We start from the raw sequence: 16535 nt of genomic DNA on the forward strand, positions 1-16535 counted from the left end.
GCCTGCGGTTAATCGTATTGGAAGCCTTTCGCCGAGGCTATTGCCGCCATTCCTCCGGAAACGTTGTATAGGCCGCTGTAGCCTTGCTCCTCCAAATATTCGCATACGGCCGCACTTCGCACGCCGTGCGCACACACAATATAAAGCGGTTTATCGCCGTCCAGCTCGGCGAGCCGCTGGGGGATCGTATTCATCGGGATCAGGGTTGAATGCTCCAGATGATAAAAATCCCATTCATAGGGCTCTCTCACATCTATAATTTGAGTCGCTTCAAGTTGTCCTTTCTCCATCAAGTCCAGAAGCACTTCAGGAGTCGTATTTTGCCAATTTACCATTTATATTGTCCTCCCATGTCGCATGATGATGCCTATGCTGCTTAAATCATAAAGAAATTTTCACATTTCAGCAAGTTTCAGCATTGCTTTTGCCCGTCCCCTTGCTATAAAATAAAAAAGTCCATGAGATGAGATCAAACTCTCGACCCGATGTGCCAGGCGGTACCGGATAGAGGGTTTTTCTGTACATATTAAGCGGAGACCAAAACTTCGCCCGAATTTAGGAGGCATACTTCACATGTTTAAAGTGTTAGTTTCGGATCCAATCAGCGATCTAGGCATCCAGCAGCTTGTTGATGCGCCGGATATCGCAGTCGACAAGAAACCTGGACTCAGCGAGGACGAGCTCGTAGCCATTATCGGCGAATACGATGCTCTGCTCGTACGCAGCCAGACGCGTGTAACGCCAAAAATTATGGAAGCCGGTAAACAGCTGAAAGTAGTCGGCCGCGCCGGCGTAGGCGTTGACAACATCGACCTTGATGCCGCAACGCAACGCGGCATTATCGTCATCAACGCGCCGGACGGCAACACGATTACAACTTGCGAGCATACATTTGCCATGATTATGGCCGTTGCCCGTCACATTCCGCAAGCCTATCTGAAGACCGTTAACGGAACCTGGGACCGCAAGTCTTTCCTCGGTGTAGAGCTTCGCGGCAAGACGCTCGGCGTTCTTGGCATGGGCCGGATCGGCAGCGAGGTAGCGAAGCGCGCGAAAGCATTCGGAATGAACATTATGGGTTACGACCCGTTCATGACGGAAGAACGCGCCGAGAAGATTGGCGTGAAGCTGGCAAGCGTGGATGAAATCGTCCGCAATGCCGACTTTATGACCGTCCACACGCCGCTTACGCCGGAAACACGGCACATGATCGGCAAAGCCCAATTCGAAGTGATGAAGCCAGGTATGCGCATCGTGAACTGTGCGCGCGGCGGCATCATCGATGAAATTGCCCTGGTCGATGCTGTCGATCAAGGCATCGTAGCGGGCGCCGCTTTTGACGTGTTCGAAGTTGAGCCGCCGGCAGCGGATCACCCGTTCCTGACCCATCCGAAAATTATCGTGACCCCTCACCTTGGCGCCTCCACGATTGAAGCGCAGGAGAATGTGGCAATCGACGTTTCGGAGCAGGTTATCCACATTTTGCGTAACGAGCCGTTCATCAACGCGGTTAACATGCCGCCGATTCCGGCAAACCTGCAAAACATTTTGCAGCCGTATTTCACACTCGGCGAGAAGCTGGGTAACTTCATCGCTCAAGCAACCGAAGGTGCCGTTACCGAAATCGTTGTCGGCTACTCCGGAGAGCTTGCTGAGGTGGACACGCAGCCGCTTACCCGCCACATCGTGCGCGGCGTGCTGGCCCATCACCTTGGCATCGAGCAGGTTAACGTCGTAAACTCGCTCCACCTTGCCAAAGTGCGCGACGTGAACATCGTTATTCAACAATCTCATTCGTCGAAGGACTTCACGAACCTGGTTACCGTATCGCTGCGTACGAAGAAGGAAGAGCGCGTTGCAGCAGGCACGCTGCTTACAGGCTACGGCCCTCGCATCGTTCAAATCGACAAGTACCCGGTTGACGTGACGCCGGAAGGCAATCTGATCCTGATCTCGCACAACGACAAGCCGGGCATTATCGGCCGCGTCGGTACGCTCCTCGGTAACAACGACGTGAACATCGCTACGATGCAGGTTGGCCGACAGCTTGAAGGCGGCTCCGCGATCATGGTTCTGCGGGTCGACAAAGCGACTCCGAAAGATGTACTCGAGCAGCTTACCCGTATGCCTGAGCTTAATACAGCAAAAGAAATTACATTATTTTAAAATAACGAAGAACCGGTCTTGGCGAAAGCCTCGACCGGTTCTTTTTTCATTTGTTTCACGAACAACAATAATTATCTTCCGCTTTCTACAAAAAAAGCGTCCCGCAAGGAACGCTTTGACAACTACTGATGGGCTTCGACAGGCAGAAGCAGCGTAAACGTCGTTCCGCTTCCCTCCGTGCTTTCCACCACGATCTGCCCGTGATGAAGGTCGACCAAATTTTTGACAATGGCCAGACCAAGTCCCGTCCCGCCTGAGGAGCCGCGTTTCCGGGCCTTATCCGCCTTGTAGAAGCGTTCGAAGATATAAGGTACATCCTCGGAAGGGATGCCTTGCCCTTCGTCCTTAACGCTCAGCTGGACGAACTGGCCGCCGTTGATATCTGCAACGGTTCCAGCCAAGGTGATCGCTTTGCCGGCAGGTGTGTGCCTCAGAGCATTATCGAGCAAATTGGTAAGCACCTGCTCCAAACGGTCCTCGTCCGCTTCCTTGACGACGAGCGGTTGTTCCGGAAGCTCCATTTGCAGCCTGACGTCTCTTTCTTTGGCATAGACGAGAAATTTCCTGTGCACGCGCCGGACGATATAACTCAAATCCACTTCCTGAAAATTCATTTCTACATGGCCGGCTTCCATCCGCGCAATATCGAGAAAATCGTTCACAAGCCTTCCCATCCGGAGCGACTCGTCGTGAATGACCTGAACGAGCTCCTTGCGCTCCTCGGCCGATACGACGATATCGTCGAGAAGCGCTTCGCTGTAGCCTTGAAGCATGGACAGCGGGGTGCGGATTTCATGGGATATGTTCGCGACAAAATCTCTGCGCAGCTTTTCGAGCTTATGCTCCTCGGTTACGTTCCGGATGACGGCGACCGCTCCCCGGACTACTCCCTTCGACTGCAGCGGCGCCATCACGACCGACCATACGCTGCTAAGGACATGAATTTTGTCCGTCGCGTCCTTTCCATCGCTCATGACGCAATCATATAGCTCGCGCAGCGGTACCGGAACATCGGAATGCGCTTTTCCGCCTTCCAGCTGATCCTCCTGCCAGCCAAGCTCGATGCCCGACCATTGACTGATAAGCAGATGGCCGCTTGGATTCGTCAAAATGACTTTCCCCTCCGCATCGAAGGTCATAACGGAATCGCCCATGCTTCTGAGGATGCTCGCCAGGTGATTTTTCTCATGATTAATATCGTGAATCAGCTTATCCAGCTGCTCCGTCATATGGTTAAACGTATTCGCCAGCTCGCCGATTTCATCCGACGAGCGGATGTGAACCCGCGTCGTATAATTTCCTTGCGAAACCGAGTCGGCGGCATTTTTCAGCTGCAGCAGCGGCTGCTGAATTTTTTTGGACAGAAAAAATGCGAAAAAGGTGGACAACAGAAATCCAATTACACCAGTAAGGACAAACAGCACCTTAACTTGGTGGGATTCCTCGTCTACGAAAATATCGACGTACTGCAGCAAAAATACCCCAACGATAATAAGCACGACGATAACGAGCAAAATGATCGTCGCCCAAAGCTTAACGACGACACTCCGCCACAGCTTGCCCGACAGACGTTGAAACCAATCCATCTACTTCGGCACCTCAAGCTTGTAGCCGACGCCCCAAACCGTAGTGATCATGGCTGCCGCGTCGGGTGAAACCTTATTCAGCTTCTCGCGCAGCCGCTTTACATGTGTATCCACCGTCCGCAAATCGCCGAAAAACTCATAATTCCAGACGTCCTTCAGCAATTCTTCACGGGAAAATACTTTATCCGGAGAAACCGCCAAATAATGAAGCAGCTCGTATTCCTTCGGCGTCAAGCTCACCTCCTGGCCTCCGGCCGTCACACGGTGCGCGTCATGCTCGATCACAAGATGCGGAAAAACGATATTGTTGCTCGAATTGACTTCCTTCGTCAGAAAGGCGGTCGCGGAGGACCGGCGCAAAATTGCTTTGACGCGGTAAATGACCTCGCGGGGACTGAACGGCTTCACGACGTAATCGTCCGCCCCTACTTCAAAGCCCTGCACTCGGTTCATTTCCTCGCCTTTAGCGGTAAGCATAATGACGGGAGTCGCTTTGATTTGCCTCAGACGCGAGCATACCTCCACCCCGTCGATGCCCGGAAGCATTACGTCAAGCAAGATCAAAGCGTAATCCGTGCCGGACGCAAGTTTTAAAGCCGTCTCGCCGTCCTCGGCCTCGTCAATCGTATAACCTTCTTTCTCCAAATACATTTTGAGAAGGCGGCGGATTCTTTCTTCATCGTCAACGACCAATATACGGCTTGCAAAATCAGACATCTGTCATGACTCCCTTCAGCTCATTTCCTACACGCCGGAATAGGAATGCAGTCCGGCAATGACAAGATTGACTCCAACTAACGTAAATAAGACGATTACAAAGCCGATTACCGCCAGCCATGACGACTTTCGGCCCTGCCAGCCGCGGGACAAACGGAAATGCAGATAGGCGCTGTAGTAAAGCCAGGTAATAAGCGCCCATACCTCTTTCGGATCCCAGCCCCAGAACCTGCCCCAGGCAATATTCGCCCAAATCATAGCGAATATGAGTGCGCCGAGCGTAAAGATCGGAAACCCGATAGCGATCGAGCGGTAGCTGATTTCATCCAAATCGTCCGGATCGATGCCTTCCATGACCGGATGAATGACAGCCCCGAGAGGCTTGCGGAAAACGAGTCGCAGCAGACCGTACAGCAACGAACCTGCAATGATCGACCAGATGACCGTATTCAGCTTACGGCCGGAATTCACACCGTTCATCCAATACGGCGCCTCCATAACGGCACTGTCCATGCCAAGGAAGCTCTCGAATTTCACGACCTCCGAATTATACGGCTTCACGATCGGAGGCAGCGTATAATTGACCGTTTCCTTGATCGTCGATTCGATGCCTTTGGTGTCGATCACCGATTTCTCCTGATCGAACTGGGCATCGTAGCCGGCGGCGCGGAACGCGAATACCGCCACAATAAAGCCGACGATAAGCAAAATCGAATATAAAGAAAATTCAACCCAAAACTGGGAACGCTTCGCTTCCTTCGTTTTGCCTTTAAAGTCAACGACCCTCAGCAAATACATCAGACCGGCTGCAAAGCCGACGGCAAAAAACGCTTCGCCCAGCGCGGCTGTCGTTACATGCACTTTCAGCCAAATAGAGTTTAGTGCCGGTATGAGCGGCTGCACCTCCTGCGGAAACACCGACGCATAAGCGACGATGATGACCGTCAGAGGCAAAGCGAACATCCCTAGCAGCGTTTTGCGGTATAACGCATAAACAATCGTAAAAGCAATCATGATCGCCATGCCGAGAAAGGACATAAACTCGTACATGTTGCTCGTAGGAATTTGACCGCTTCCCGCCCAGCGCGTGAAGAAGAAGGTGAGATGCGCGGCCAAGCCGAGACTCGACGTGACGAATGCGATTTTTCCCCAGCGTTTCTCGTGAACCAGCGGATCGCGGTTGCTCCATTTCTTACCCGCAGCCGCAATGACGTAAAACATAAAAGCAAAGCAATATAGAAAAAATGCGACGATAAACGCGTCGCTGCTGAAATCGATTAAACTCACGCGTTGTTCCCTCCGTTATCAAGCGACTTCGGATCGACGGCGATCCCGACTTTTTTCAGGGCCCCCGCTACATCCGCTCGCATTCCGTACCAGTTTTTGTTCGTATGAGCCCCAAGCGACAGCTCACTGCCGTCGATTCGCAGCCAAATTCTTCGATGCTGCCAATACGACCCCATCAGCAAGCCGATCATGGAAAACACGGCTCCGACCCAGACATAAGGCAGCGCCCTGTCCATACGGACGTTCAAATGGGTGGAAGCCTCGGAGAAATCGACGTTATCCATACCGTCTACCCGAATTTCGATTTTATCGGCAATGCCTTTGTTAATTGTATCCTGTGCGAATTTCACCTTGTCCTTCTGCATAGGGAAATACATATAAGGCTCTCCTGCGGGATCAAGTCCCGGCCCCTTCACCGAAAAAATAAAAGCTGGAGCGACAGGGTCGCGGGAAAGCGTCGTAGGCTCTCCGTTGTCACCGATTGCAAATTCCATATAGTTAGCGTACAGATCAAGCGTAAAAGGTCCCAGCTTATGCTGCATAGCCGAATCCCGCATCGGCAGGTCGAACGGACCGTATACATTGCCCGTCTTTTTGTCCACCAGCACCGGATGAACCGCATTCAGCCGCGGCGTCAAATCGAAATCGAATTGGTAGAGCTTCAGCCCTTTATACTTCAAAGGATCATTGACGACGATATCGTGCCGCGTCACCTCACGAAGCTCCGGCTTTGCGGTAGGGTCGCCGCACCCGCTGACGCATTCGTACAGAACCGCTTTCGTTTCGTACAGCTTTGCGCGCGCCGTACCTTTCAGCTTGTCCGGCAGCTCTTCGTCCTTATAAAATTCAACGGTGAACTTTTCGCTTTTCACATAATAATTGGTGTCCGGAATTTGTACCGTGTCCCCGTCCGGAACAGACACGTACGTATCCATTTGAAAGCCCGGAATGCTGCGGGCCAATATCGCCAGCAGAAATAAAATAAGGCCGATATGGTTAATATACGGACCCCAGCGGCTGAACCGGTTCTTCTCGGCAAGCAGCGCCGTACCGTCGCGGTGCACGCGGTATCCCTTCCGTTTAAGCTGGGCGCCGAATTGCTCCGCCCAATGTCCGGTGTCGCCTTCTATCGTGTGCTTAAACACCGTTTTTTGGCGCAAAATAAACTGCAGATGCTTGCGGATCTGCTGCTTGCTCAGAGCCCGGTACAGCGGCAGAACGCGGTCCAGGCTACAGATGACCAGCGAGGTGCCGATCATGACGAGCAGGCCGATGAACCACCACGATTCGTACGTATGGGTCAAGCCTAACATATAATAGATTTTGCCGGTCAGGCCGTAGGTTTCCTCGTAATAGACGGCAGGATCGAAATTGCCCACAAATGTATTCTCCTGCGGATAAATCGTGCCGAGCATTGCCGTCAAAAAAGTAAGCACGATCAAATATATCGCAATCTTTACGGAAGAGAAAAAATTCCATACCCGGTCGATTACATTCGGGTTGCTCTTCTGCGAACGGCGTGCTACGCCGTCGTATCGCATTTCGAGCGGCAGTTCGGCGGTATCCTTCTGTTCCTCAAGCGGTTTGCCGCAGCTTTCGCACAAGACGGTTCCGACCGCATTCTGATGCCCGCATTCGCATTTTGTATTTTCTATCAATGACACGTTACTACCTCCTACAGCTGCAGCAGCCGTTCAATCCGTTCGTCGATGTCCGCCTCCGTCATGCCTCCTACTTTGATCTCAGCGATCGACCCGTCGGGCTTAATGAAAAAGGTCGTCGGGTACGATTTGAGTCCGTAGCTGCGTTCGGTCTTGCGGTTCACATCGCGCAATATCGGATAATTCAGCTCAAAGCGGTGAACGAAATTGTTCACCGTCAACGTATCTTCGCTTAGGTTGATAGCCAGCACGACTAGCCCTTTATCCTGCCATTTCTGATACTGTCTCTCGAATTCCGGCATCTCCTTGACGCACGGCGGGCAGAAGGTGCCCCAGAAGTTCACGACGACCGGTTTTCCTTCGTAATCGGACAGCTGACGGATATTCCCATCCAGATCGGCAAGCTCGAATGCCGGCGGCGTGCCGCCTTCCCTGAGCGGACCTTTATCGCTGTCTGCGAACAACGTAGTGCCGATGGCATAACCTCCGATCAGCAATACCGCAATTAAAATCACGACTTGTACCGTTTTACGCGACTTTCTCATTTCCTCAATCACCACCAGCTTTATGTCTGCTATAGTCACGAATATTACCATTATAACGAAAATTCGACGGCAATTACTGCCGCCGTCGATTACTTTTTATGAATTTTATGTGTCTTGCTTTTCGCGATATCACGCAGCTCTTTGATCTCCTGCGGCGTTAAATGGCGGTATTTGCCTCTGCCCAGCGACTCAAGTCCGAGCTCGCCGAATCTGATTCTCTTCAGCTTGATCACCTTATGCCCGATCGCCTCGAACATCCGCCTGACCTGCCGGTTTCGTCCTTCGAAAATCGTAATCGTTATCGTCGCTTCGCCCGCTTCCGTATCGACATCATGGTACTCTACCTCGGCGGGAGCCGTCATGCCGTCCTCAAGCTTGATCCCCTTCTGCAGCTGCTCGAGCGCCGTTCCATGGGGAATTCCTTTCACAGTTGCACGGTAAGTTTTCGGCACGTGATGACTCGGATGAGTAAGCAGATTCGCGAACTCCCCGTCGTTCGTCAGCAGAAGCAAACCTTCCGTATCGTAATCCAGCCTGCCGACGGGATACACCCGCTCCTTGATGCCGGGCAGAAAATCGGATACGACCTTGCGCCCCTGCGGGTCCTTGGCGCTTGTGATAACCCCTTTTGATTTGTTCATCATCAGATAAATTTTCTGCTCGCTCTTGATCGGCTTGCCGTTCACCGTAATCGCGTCGACCGCCGGATCCGCCTTGACGCCGAGCGTCGTAACCTTCACCCCGTTCACCTCGACAAGACCGGCCAAAATCATTTCTTCACATTTGCGGCGCGAAGCGATTCCCGCTGCCGCCAGTACCTTCTGTAAACGTTCCAATTATTTCACCTCATTCTCCATCATAACGATATGGAGAACAAATCACAAGCTCTGTCAGCCGAATATGTATAAGCAAATGAAAATAGCGGCAAAAAATCCGACAATATCGGAAAACAATCCGACTTTAAGAGCATAACGGGAACGTCTGATGCCGATTGCGCCGAAATAAACGGTCAGCACATACAAGGTTGTATCCGTACTGCCCTGAATGGTAGATGCGATTCTTCCGATCATGGAATCGGGCCCGTAGGTTTGGATCAGATCGGTCGTAAAGGCGAGCGAGCCCGCTCCCGTCAGCGGCCTCAGAATACCCAGCGGGAGCACCTCACTCGGAATGCCCATCCAGTCGAACAGCGGCCGGACGGCCGATAGCATCAGTTCAAGAGCGCCCGAAGCGCGAAACATGCTGATGGCGACCATCATGCCTACGAGATGAGGGATAATATTAATAGCGGTGCCAAAGCCGTCCTTCGCCCCTTCAACGAATGTCTCATAAACGGGGACCTTGCGTCTGAGCGCGGCGTAAAGCGGAATAAAAACGATAATGGCGGGAATCATCCAGGCGGATAGGCCTGTAAAAAAATTATACAACCGTCTCACCTCCTGCGCCCGGAGGTTTTATCCCTGGTTTGGAAATCGCCGGTTTCGTATTAGCTGAAGGCGGCGACTTTCTTCGGTACCAGCGGTCGGCCAATATGGCAGCCGAGGTTGCTATAAAGGTAGCGGCAAGGGTCGTCCCGATAATTTCAGCCGGATTCGCGGAACCGTAGTTCATACGAATTGCTATTAGCGTAGTAGGAATAATCGTAATGCTTGAGGTGTTGAGCGCAAGCAGTGTGCACATAGCCGGTGTTGCCGTCTCTTTGTCGGGATTAAGCTTCTGCAGCTCCTGCATGGCCTTGATTCCCATCGGCGTTGCCGCATTTCCAAGCCCGAACAGATTTGCGCTAAGATTGCTCATGATATAGCCGATCGCAGGATGGTTGCGAGGTACATCCGGAAACAGCATACGGACAATCGGTCCCAGCATACGGGCAAGCTTCTGAAGCAAGCCGGCATCCTCGGCAATTCTCATCATCCCGAGCCAGAACACCATAATGCTGATCAGTCCGAAGCTTACGGTGACGCCGGATTTTGCGCCTTCGAAGGCGGCCTGGGTCACCGTATCCATCTTCCCGTTTACGGCGGCAACGACTACGCTTGCCACTATAAAAAATAACCAGATCCAATTTACCATTTGAGCAGCCTCCCCATTCGAGCAGCGTCTTTCCGGCTTCGAAACCGTCTCCCGCGGCTTCTACCACCCACCAAAAAGAGTGTGAATCACCTTACCTAAAGAATCCGTAAGCCGTACTCTGCTCTCGGCTTCCGTCGCTTTCCTGAATTCGGCCAACGATTGTACCGCCCGAGGTGCCGCATTCGGAAGCTGCAGCCTGCTGCTGCCGGCATCGAATACGGGTACGGCACCGATTTTTTGACCGTTTATATACCATTCCACAAAACCGCGTTCTCCAAGCGCATAACGAGTCGTCATCGGATCGATCAAGGAAAGCTTGGATGTAACGGATCCGCCTTCATCCTCGGCAAGAGGATATTTAAAGTCTTGTCCCACTGCATAGGGGTATCCGGCAACCGCTTGCCCCTTTTGAGCGAGCGAATGAAGCGGATAGTGCTTAAAGCCCCAATCGAGCAGCTTGCGGTGATCCGACCAATCGTCTCCGTCATTTATCGTAACCGCGGCCAGCTGCTGGCCGTTCCTTGTGGCTGAGGTAACAAGGCAGCGCAGCGCAATTTTCGTATAACCGGTTTTGACGCCGTCAGCCCCATCGTACATATTCAGCATTTTGTTTTTGTTCGTATAACTGTAATCCCATTCGGCATGCGGATTCGGCACCTTTTTCACCTTTGTTCTGACGATTTCGGCGAAAACCTTGTTTTTCAAAGCGTATGAGGTCATTTTAGCTAAATCGTTTGCCGAGGAGAAATGGCCTTCAACGTCCAAGCCATGCGGATTTTTGAACTGAGTCTGCCTTAGTCCAAGAAAAGCCGCCTTCTCGTTCATCAGGTGAACAAAACCTTCCTCCGATCCGCCGATATGCTCGGCAATTGCCGTTGCAGCGTCGTTACCCGATCTCAGCATTAAACCGTAGAGCATATTGGATAAGCTCATTTCCTCCCCAAGCTGCAAATAAATCGAGGAGCCTTCTTTGCCGGCAGCCCGCTTGCTCGTTTTCACCATATCGGTCAGATTACCGTGCTCAATCGCAACGATCGCGGTCATAATTTTCGTTAAGCTCGCAATTCTCATCGGCGTATCCCCGTTATGGCTGTACAGCAGCCTGCCCGATTCGACATCGATCAGAGCCGTCGCTTTCGCGTGAGTACTCACCGGATCGGGTGCCGCGCTCGCGAAGCCGGCGCTGCTTGTCCCAAACAGAATAGCGGCCGTCAGCCCTAATGCCATTATCCGTTGCGGCAGTTTCCAAAACATATGATCGCTTGCCCCACTTCCTGCGTTAGTAATTAAGCTTCTGCTTATCTGTTTTAGTATATGCCTGTACACATGGCTCTAGACGACTTTCCGCACACAAAAAAAGAAAAACTGCCCTTGCGGGCAGTCAATCTACAAAATATGATCGTCGAACGTTACGTTCTCCGCGATTACGGATTGCGACGAATCGGTATATGCCGGTGTCGACCGTTTCATCATCGACTGCAGCCTGTCAAACATATGCGGGGCTGAATCGATAACCCGGTCAAGCAGATGCGTTTGGCTGTCGAGCGGTACGATTTTGACGCCTTGTGTACCGACGACCAGAAAAGCGATCGGAGTAATGGATACGCCTCCCCCGCTGCCTCCTCCGAACGGTGCAGAGACTGCGGCGTTATGATGGGCATCGGAAGCCGTGCCGTTTTTATGCTCGGCATCGTCCATCCGGATATCGCTGCCTCCGGCCACAAAGCCGAAGCCTACCTTCGAAATCGGCATAATAATGCTGCCGTCAGGCGTTTGGACGGGATCGCCAACGATTGTATTGACGTCAACCATTTCTTTAATATTTTCCATTGCGGTTTGCATTAAGCCTTGAATAGGATGTTCTGCCATGCTTTGACGCCTCCTTTCAATTTCTTCATGCGAACTAATAGCTGCAGTCCGGCAAGGATAGCATAACCGAAGCGTATTTGGGCTATGCATACGAATTCGGTTGTAAAAGCAGGATGCTGATAAATCGGCTGAACGCTCATTTTCGGCTCGGCATGAAGCTTAACCATTTGGGACAGCAAGCCCAAAATTGAGGTTTGCACCGACCAGACAATTCCCGTCGCCATGGCCGTCCACATCGCATCTCCCGTTCCGACCGTTGTTGACCAGTTCCACTCGGTCAGCCTTACCTTGGTTAAAGTTTGTTTTACCCAGCCCGTCATATTGCGCGTCAGCTGCAAAATCTGCTTCATCTTGTCCAATGTGGACACGACTTTTTCAGCGTCAATATCGTCTTTGAACTGCTTCCAGGTATTAATACCGGCTCCGGACATTGATACCTGCTCCTTGAGCTCGACGGATGAGCCTGTAAATTGCACGATCGGAATTTTGATACGGTATTTGATAATGCCGTACAACGCTTTTACGAACAGCTCTCCGTCATCGTTTTTTCCTGCCCGTTTCACTTGCCCTTTTATAATGACCGGCGAAGCCATAATCATAGCAAGGAGGAACAAAAAAAAGAGACCTGCCGCCGTGATCCAACCGTAAGGGTAACCGAGTGTCATCATGCTTCCTCCGTTTCCCATAATGGGTTGAATATAGTATGACCCGGCGGCCAAATCTCATTCTTTTAATTCATCAATTGTCATCTGTCGGCCGTCCAGCCGCTCGAACAGCATCTGAGTTTGCTCCTCCAGCGCATCGTCGATATCGACGTTGCCCGGTTCAGGCAGCTCCTTGATGGAAGGCAGTCCAAAGTATTCCAGAAAGGATTTTGTCGTCCCGTACAAAATAGGCCTGCCGATCGCTTCGGCCCGTCCGACCTCTTCGATTAAATCCTTCGATACGAGCGAAGCAATCGCCCTTTCACTTTTGACTCCGCGAATTTCCTCAATCGCGACTCTCGTGATCGGCTGGCGGTAGGCGACGATCGACAGCGTCTCCAGCGCAGCCTGGGAAAGCTGCGAACGCGACGGCGAATAGGCCATGCGCTCGAAGTATGGAGCATGCTCGGGATGCGTCGTCAGCCGGAAAGCGCCGGCGACCTCGGCAATTTGCACGCCGCGGCCCTCCCTCTCCAAATCGCGCTGCAAATCGTAAACGAGATCGGCTGAAAGGTCGGCATCCAACTCCATAATATCGGCGAGCTGCTTTTTGTTTAAGCCCTCATCTCCCGCCATGAACAGCAATCCTTCAATAATTGTCTTCAACTTCGGATAATCCACTTTCGGCCGCTTCCCCTCTCCAATGAATGACGATATCGTCAAACAGCTGATGCTGAAACACGCGTATATGTTTCATTTTCATAAGCTCCAGTATCGCCAGAAAGGTCACGACGATCTCGTGCCGGTCCATATTTTCCCGGATAAGCCTTGAAAATCTCACAGTCTCATACTGTTTCAATACGTCCATTATATCGCGGATGCGGTCTTTGACGGACATTTCGTCGCGTTGGACCGTAGCCACTATATTTCGCTTGGTCGCGCGGCGGAGCGCCTTCCGGAAAGCCGAAATCAGATCTGAAATATGAAGACCCTCTACCGGGTTCACCTTCTCCTCCTTCAAGAAAGGAGACATATCCTCCGGCTCTTTGGAATATACGAGGCTGCGTTCGAGCTCCTTCTCGCGAAGCTGTTCGGCGATTTGCTTGTATTTACGGTACTCGATAAGCTTCTGAATCAGCTCGTCACGGGGATCGAGGCCGTCATCCTGCCAATCCTCGTATTCTTCCTCGAACACGGGAGGCTTGGGAAGAAGCTGATTGCTTTTTATTGCCAAAAGAGTAGCCGCCATCACCAGAAATTCGCTCGTCACCTCAAGCTCAAGCTCCTTCATCGCATCCAGATAGTCCATATACTGAACGGTAATTTCGCTGATCGAAATTTCATGGATATCGATTTCGGCCTTATCGATCAAGTGGAGCAGCAAATCCAGCGGACCCTCGAACGAATCCAGCTTATAAAGCACGGTCACACTCTATTCCTCCCGACTAGCCTGAAACTAGACCTTACTTTTGCAGCTGTCTGGTCAAGTTCGCCATTTCAATGGCGCTTGCTGCCGCTTCGTAGCCTTTATTGCCTGCTTTCGTGCCGGCGCGTTCGATCGCCTGCTCAATCGAATCGACGGTCAGCACCCCGAATATTGTAGGAACACCTGTTTTCAGGGCAATCGAAGCTACCCCTTTTGCCGCCTCGTTGCAAACATAATCAAAATGCGGCGTTGACCCGCGGATAACGGCTCCAAGCGTAATAACGGCGTCATACTTGCCGCTCTCCGCCATTTTTTGCGCGATGAGCGGAATTTCGAACGCTCCCGGCACCCAAGCGACGTCAACGTCATCCTCGTGTGCACCATGGCGTTTAAATGCGTCCAGCGCTCCTCCAAGCAGCTTGCTGGAAATAAATTCGTTGAAGCGACCGACGACTACCCCATATTTTAAACCTTCCGAGATTAAATTGCCTTCAAAAATACGTGCCATAATTTGTTTCATCCTTCCGTAATATGAAATTTTTGATTAAATGACGTAATCTTGATCCTCGAAGCGGAGCAAATGCCCGAGCTTTGATTTTTTCGTCCTGAGATACCATTTGTTATCTTCGTTCGCATCCATTTGGATCGGAACTCGCTCTACGACTTCCAGGCCATAGCCTTCAAGCCCTCTAATCTTGCGCGGATTATTCGTCAGAAGCCGCATTTGGCGGATGCCCAGATCCTTTAAAATTTGCGCTCCTATTCCATAATCGCGCAGATCGGCCGGAAAGCCAAGCTTTAAATTGGCGTCGACCGTATCGAGTCCCTGCTCCTGCAGCTCGTAAGCCTTCAGCTTATTAATAAGGCCGATGCCCCGGCCCTCTTGGCGCATATACAACAGCACCCCGCTGCCGGCTTCATCGATTTGCTTCAGTGCCGCATCAAGCTGAGGTCCGCAGTCGCAGCGGTGGGAATGAAAGACGTCGCCGGTCAAGCATTCCGAATGAACCCGTACCAGAACGGGAGCTTCCGGATCGATTTCCCCCTTGACAAGCGCAATATGCTCTTTATTATCCACGACGTTCGTATAGGCGATTGCGCGGAATGTGCCGTGATCGGTCGGCAGCTTGACGTCGACCGCCCGTTCGACCAGCTTCTCCTTCTTGTTGCGGTAATGGATCAGCTCCTGGATCGTAATCAGCTTCAAGTTGTGTTTTTGCTTGAAAGCAATCAGATCCGGAAGACGGGACATCGTGCCGTCTTCGTTAATGATTTCGCAGATGGTAGCTGCGGGAGCCGAGCCGCACATCACTGCGAGATCGATTGCGGCTTCCGTATGTCCTGCCCGGCGCAGCACGCCGCCCGGCTTTGCGATCAACGGAAAAATATGGCCCGGTCTGCGGAAATCGGCGGCTTTGGTCGACGGGTCGATCAATGCTTTTACCGTTTCCGACCGTTCGAAAGCGGATATCCCTGTTGTCGTACGGACATAGTCGACGGAAACGGTAAAAGCCGTCCCGTGATAGTCGGTGTTATGCGAAACCATCGGAGGCAAATCGAGCTCCTCCGCCCGTTCCTGCGTAATCGGTACGCACACGAGACCGCGCGCTTCCGTTATCATGAAATTGATAATTTCCGGCGTTGTTTTATCCGCCAATGCGATCAGGTCGCCCTCGTTCTCGCGGTCCTCGTCATCGACAACGATGATCGGCTTCCCCTGCTTAAGATCTTCCAGTGCTTCTTCGATCCGGTCAAACAAAATCTGTTCTGTATGCTCCATTTGAATTTCCCTCCTTTGTAACAATAAACCTTATCCAAAAAAGTAATGTTATAAAAATCCGTTCTCCATCAGAAAAGCCGTCGAGAGCTTGGATTTGGGAGCTGCCGATTCCGGCTGTCTGAAATGCAGCAGATGATCGACGTATTTACCGATCACGTCGCATTCGATATTGACCACGGCGCCCGCATGCTTGAACTGAAGGGCGGTTTCACTTAACGTATGCGGAATGACGGATACGGAAAAGCTATGGTCTGACGTATCGACTACCGTCAGGCTGATCCCGTCTATCGTAATTGATCCTTTCGGAATGACATAACGGAGCATGCTCGCGTCGTCCAATTGAATTCGGAATACGACCGCATTGGCATCCGTCTCGCGGGACTGTATCTGACCGGTCCCGTCGATATGCCCCTGTACGATATGACCGCCGAATCGGGCTCCAGCTTGCATTGCCCGTTCCAGGTTGACCTTCTCGCCAGGCCTCAGCTGATGAAGATTGGATTTCCGGTAGGTTTCCGGCATTACATCCGCCGAGAAAGAACTCCGGTCGAAAGAAGTGACGGTCAAACAAACTCCGCTGACCGAAATGCTGTCGCCCAGCATAACGCCTTCCAGCACACGCTCTGCCCCGATTACAAGACGCATGGCCTCACCCTGCCTGGATATTCCCTTCATTTGTCCGATTTCTTCCACTAATCCGGTAAACATGGACATCCTCCTAAAGAGTTTGCGAAGCAAACTCGCTTCGTAAGCATAGGCTTAGAGTTTGCGAAGCAAACTC

18 protein-coding genes are annotated in these 16535 nt (G+C 51.9%); 1 reads left to right on the forward strand and 17 read right to left on the reverse strand.

The annotated features are described in order from the left end of the window. Positions 1-8 precede the first annotated feature (8 nt). Positions 9-335 (reverse strand): rhodanese-like domain-containing protein, encoded by a 327-nt coding sequence (locus KP806_RS05315; RefSeq protein WP_224722539.1) that lies wholly within the window; start codon positions 333-335, stop codon positions 9-11. A gap of 238 nt (positions 336-573) precedes the next feature. Between KP806_RS05315 and serA the strand changes: the two genes are divergently transcribed. Then, a complete protein-coding gene (serA, locus tag KP806_RS05320; RefSeq protein ID WP_224722540.1) occupies positions 574-2166 on the forward strand; it encodes a phosphoglycerate dehydrogenase in 1593 nt (530 codons plus the stop codon). A gap of 122 nt (positions 2167-2288) precedes the next feature. On the opposite strand, the gene KP806_RS05325 is transcribed toward serA, so the two are convergent. From KP806_RS05325 to ribE, 16 genes are all read right to left on the reverse strand, one after another. Next, entirely contained in the window at positions 2289-3752 is a 1464-nt protein-coding gene (locus KP806_RS05325) for an ATP-binding protein (protein ID WP_224722541.1), read from the reverse strand. Then, a complete protein-coding gene (locus KP806_RS05330) occupies positions 3753-4469 on the reverse strand; it encodes a response regulator transcription factor (RefSeq protein ID WP_224722542.1) in 717 nt (238 codons plus the stop codon). 27 nt (positions 4470-4496) lie between these two features. After that, entirely contained in the window at positions 4497-5756 is a 1260-nt protein-coding gene (gene ccsA / locus KP806_RS05335) for a cytochrome c biogenesis protein CcsA (protein WP_224722543.1), read from the reverse strand. Further along, the gene (gene resB, locus KP806_RS05340; RefSeq protein ID WP_224723090.1) at positions 5753-7414 is read right to left on the reverse strand and encodes a cytochrome c biogenesis protein ResB; all 1662 of its coding nucleotides are present in this window, start codon (positions 7412-7414) and stop codon (positions 5753-5755) included. Before resB ends, ccsA begins: the two co-directional genes overlap by 4 nt. Before the next feature lie 17 nt (positions 7415-7431). Then, entirely contained in the window at positions 7432-7962 is a 531-nt protein-coding gene (locus tag KP806_RS05345) for a redoxin domain-containing protein (protein ID WP_224722544.1), read from the reverse strand. A gap of 89 nt (positions 7963-8051) precedes the next feature. Then, the gene (locus tag KP806_RS05350) at positions 8052-8798 is read right to left on the reverse strand and encodes a pseudouridine synthase (RefSeq protein WP_224722545.1); all 747 of its coding nucleotides are present in this window, start codon (positions 8796-8798) and stop codon (positions 8052-8054) included. A 54-nt stretch (positions 8799-8852) separates the two neighbouring features. Further along, on the reverse strand, positions 8853-9356 hold the full coding sequence (locus KP806_RS05355; RefSeq protein ID WP_224723091.1) for a spore maturation protein: 504 nt from the start codon (positions 9354-9356) through the stop codon (positions 8853-8855). Positions 9357-9381: 25 nt separating this feature from the next. Next, positions 9382-10035 carry a nucleoside recognition domain-containing protein gene (locus KP806_RS05360; RefSeq protein WP_224722546.1) on the reverse strand — a complete coding sequence of 218 codons (654 nt, stop codon included), beginning with the start codon at positions 10033-10035 and terminating at the stop codon, positions 9382-9384. 60 nt (positions 10036-10095) lie between these two features. Then, positions 10096-11289: a D-alanyl-D-alanine carboxypeptidase family protein gene (locus KP806_RS05365; protein ID WP_397376360.1), complete on the reverse strand. Its 1194-nt coding sequence runs from the start codon at positions 11287-11289 to the stop codon at positions 10096-10098. 132 nt (positions 11290-11421) lie between these two features. After that, complete coding sequence (gene ytfJ, locus KP806_RS05370; protein ID WP_224722547.1) at positions 11422-11904, reverse strand: GerW family sporulation protein; 483 nt, start codon at positions 11902-11904, stop codon at positions 11422-11424. Further along, entirely contained in the window at positions 11877-12569 is a 693-nt protein-coding gene (locus KP806_RS05375; RefSeq protein ID WP_224722548.1) for a DUF2953 domain-containing protein, read from the reverse strand. Before KP806_RS05375 ends, ytfJ begins: the two co-directional genes overlap by 28 nt. A gap of 57 nt (positions 12570-12626) precedes the next feature. Next, the gene (gene scpB, locus KP806_RS05380) at positions 12627-13229 is read right to left on the reverse strand and encodes an SMC-Scp complex subunit ScpB (protein ID WP_224722549.1); all 603 of its coding nucleotides are present in this window, start codon (positions 13227-13229) and stop codon (positions 12627-12629) included. Beyond that, positions 13198-13977, reverse strand: a complete 780-nt coding sequence (locus KP806_RS05385; protein ID WP_224722550.1) for a segregation and condensation protein A — start codon at positions 13975-13977, stop codon at positions 13198-13200. The genes scpB and KP806_RS05385 overlap by 32 nt, the downstream gene beginning before the upstream one ends. A 34-nt stretch (positions 13978-14011) precedes the next feature. After that, positions 14012-14482 (reverse strand): 6,7-dimethyl-8-ribityllumazine synthase, encoded by a 471-nt coding sequence (gene ribH, locus KP806_RS05390; protein ID WP_224722551.1) that lies wholly within the window; start codon positions 14480-14482, stop codon positions 14012-14014. Positions 14483-14518: 36 nt separating this feature from the next. Beyond that, positions 14519-15754, reverse strand: a complete 1236-nt coding sequence (locus KP806_RS05395) for a bifunctional 3,4-dihydroxy-2-butanone-4-phosphate synthase/GTP cyclohydrolase II (protein ID WP_263575591.1) — start codon at positions 15752-15754, stop codon at positions 14519-14521. Between the two features lie 48 nt (positions 15755-15802). After that, entirely contained in the window at positions 15803-16462 is a 660-nt protein-coding gene (gene ribE, locus KP806_RS05400; RefSeq protein WP_224722552.1) for a riboflavin synthase, read from the reverse strand. Between the last annotated feature and the right edge of the window lie 73 nt (positions 16463-16535).

Source organism: Paenibacillus vietnamensis, assembly GCF_020169515.1.
In the GTDB taxonomy this organism is placed as follows: domain Bacteria; phylum Bacillota; class Bacilli; order Paenibacillales; family Paenibacillaceae; genus Pristimantibacillus; species Pristimantibacillus vietnamensis.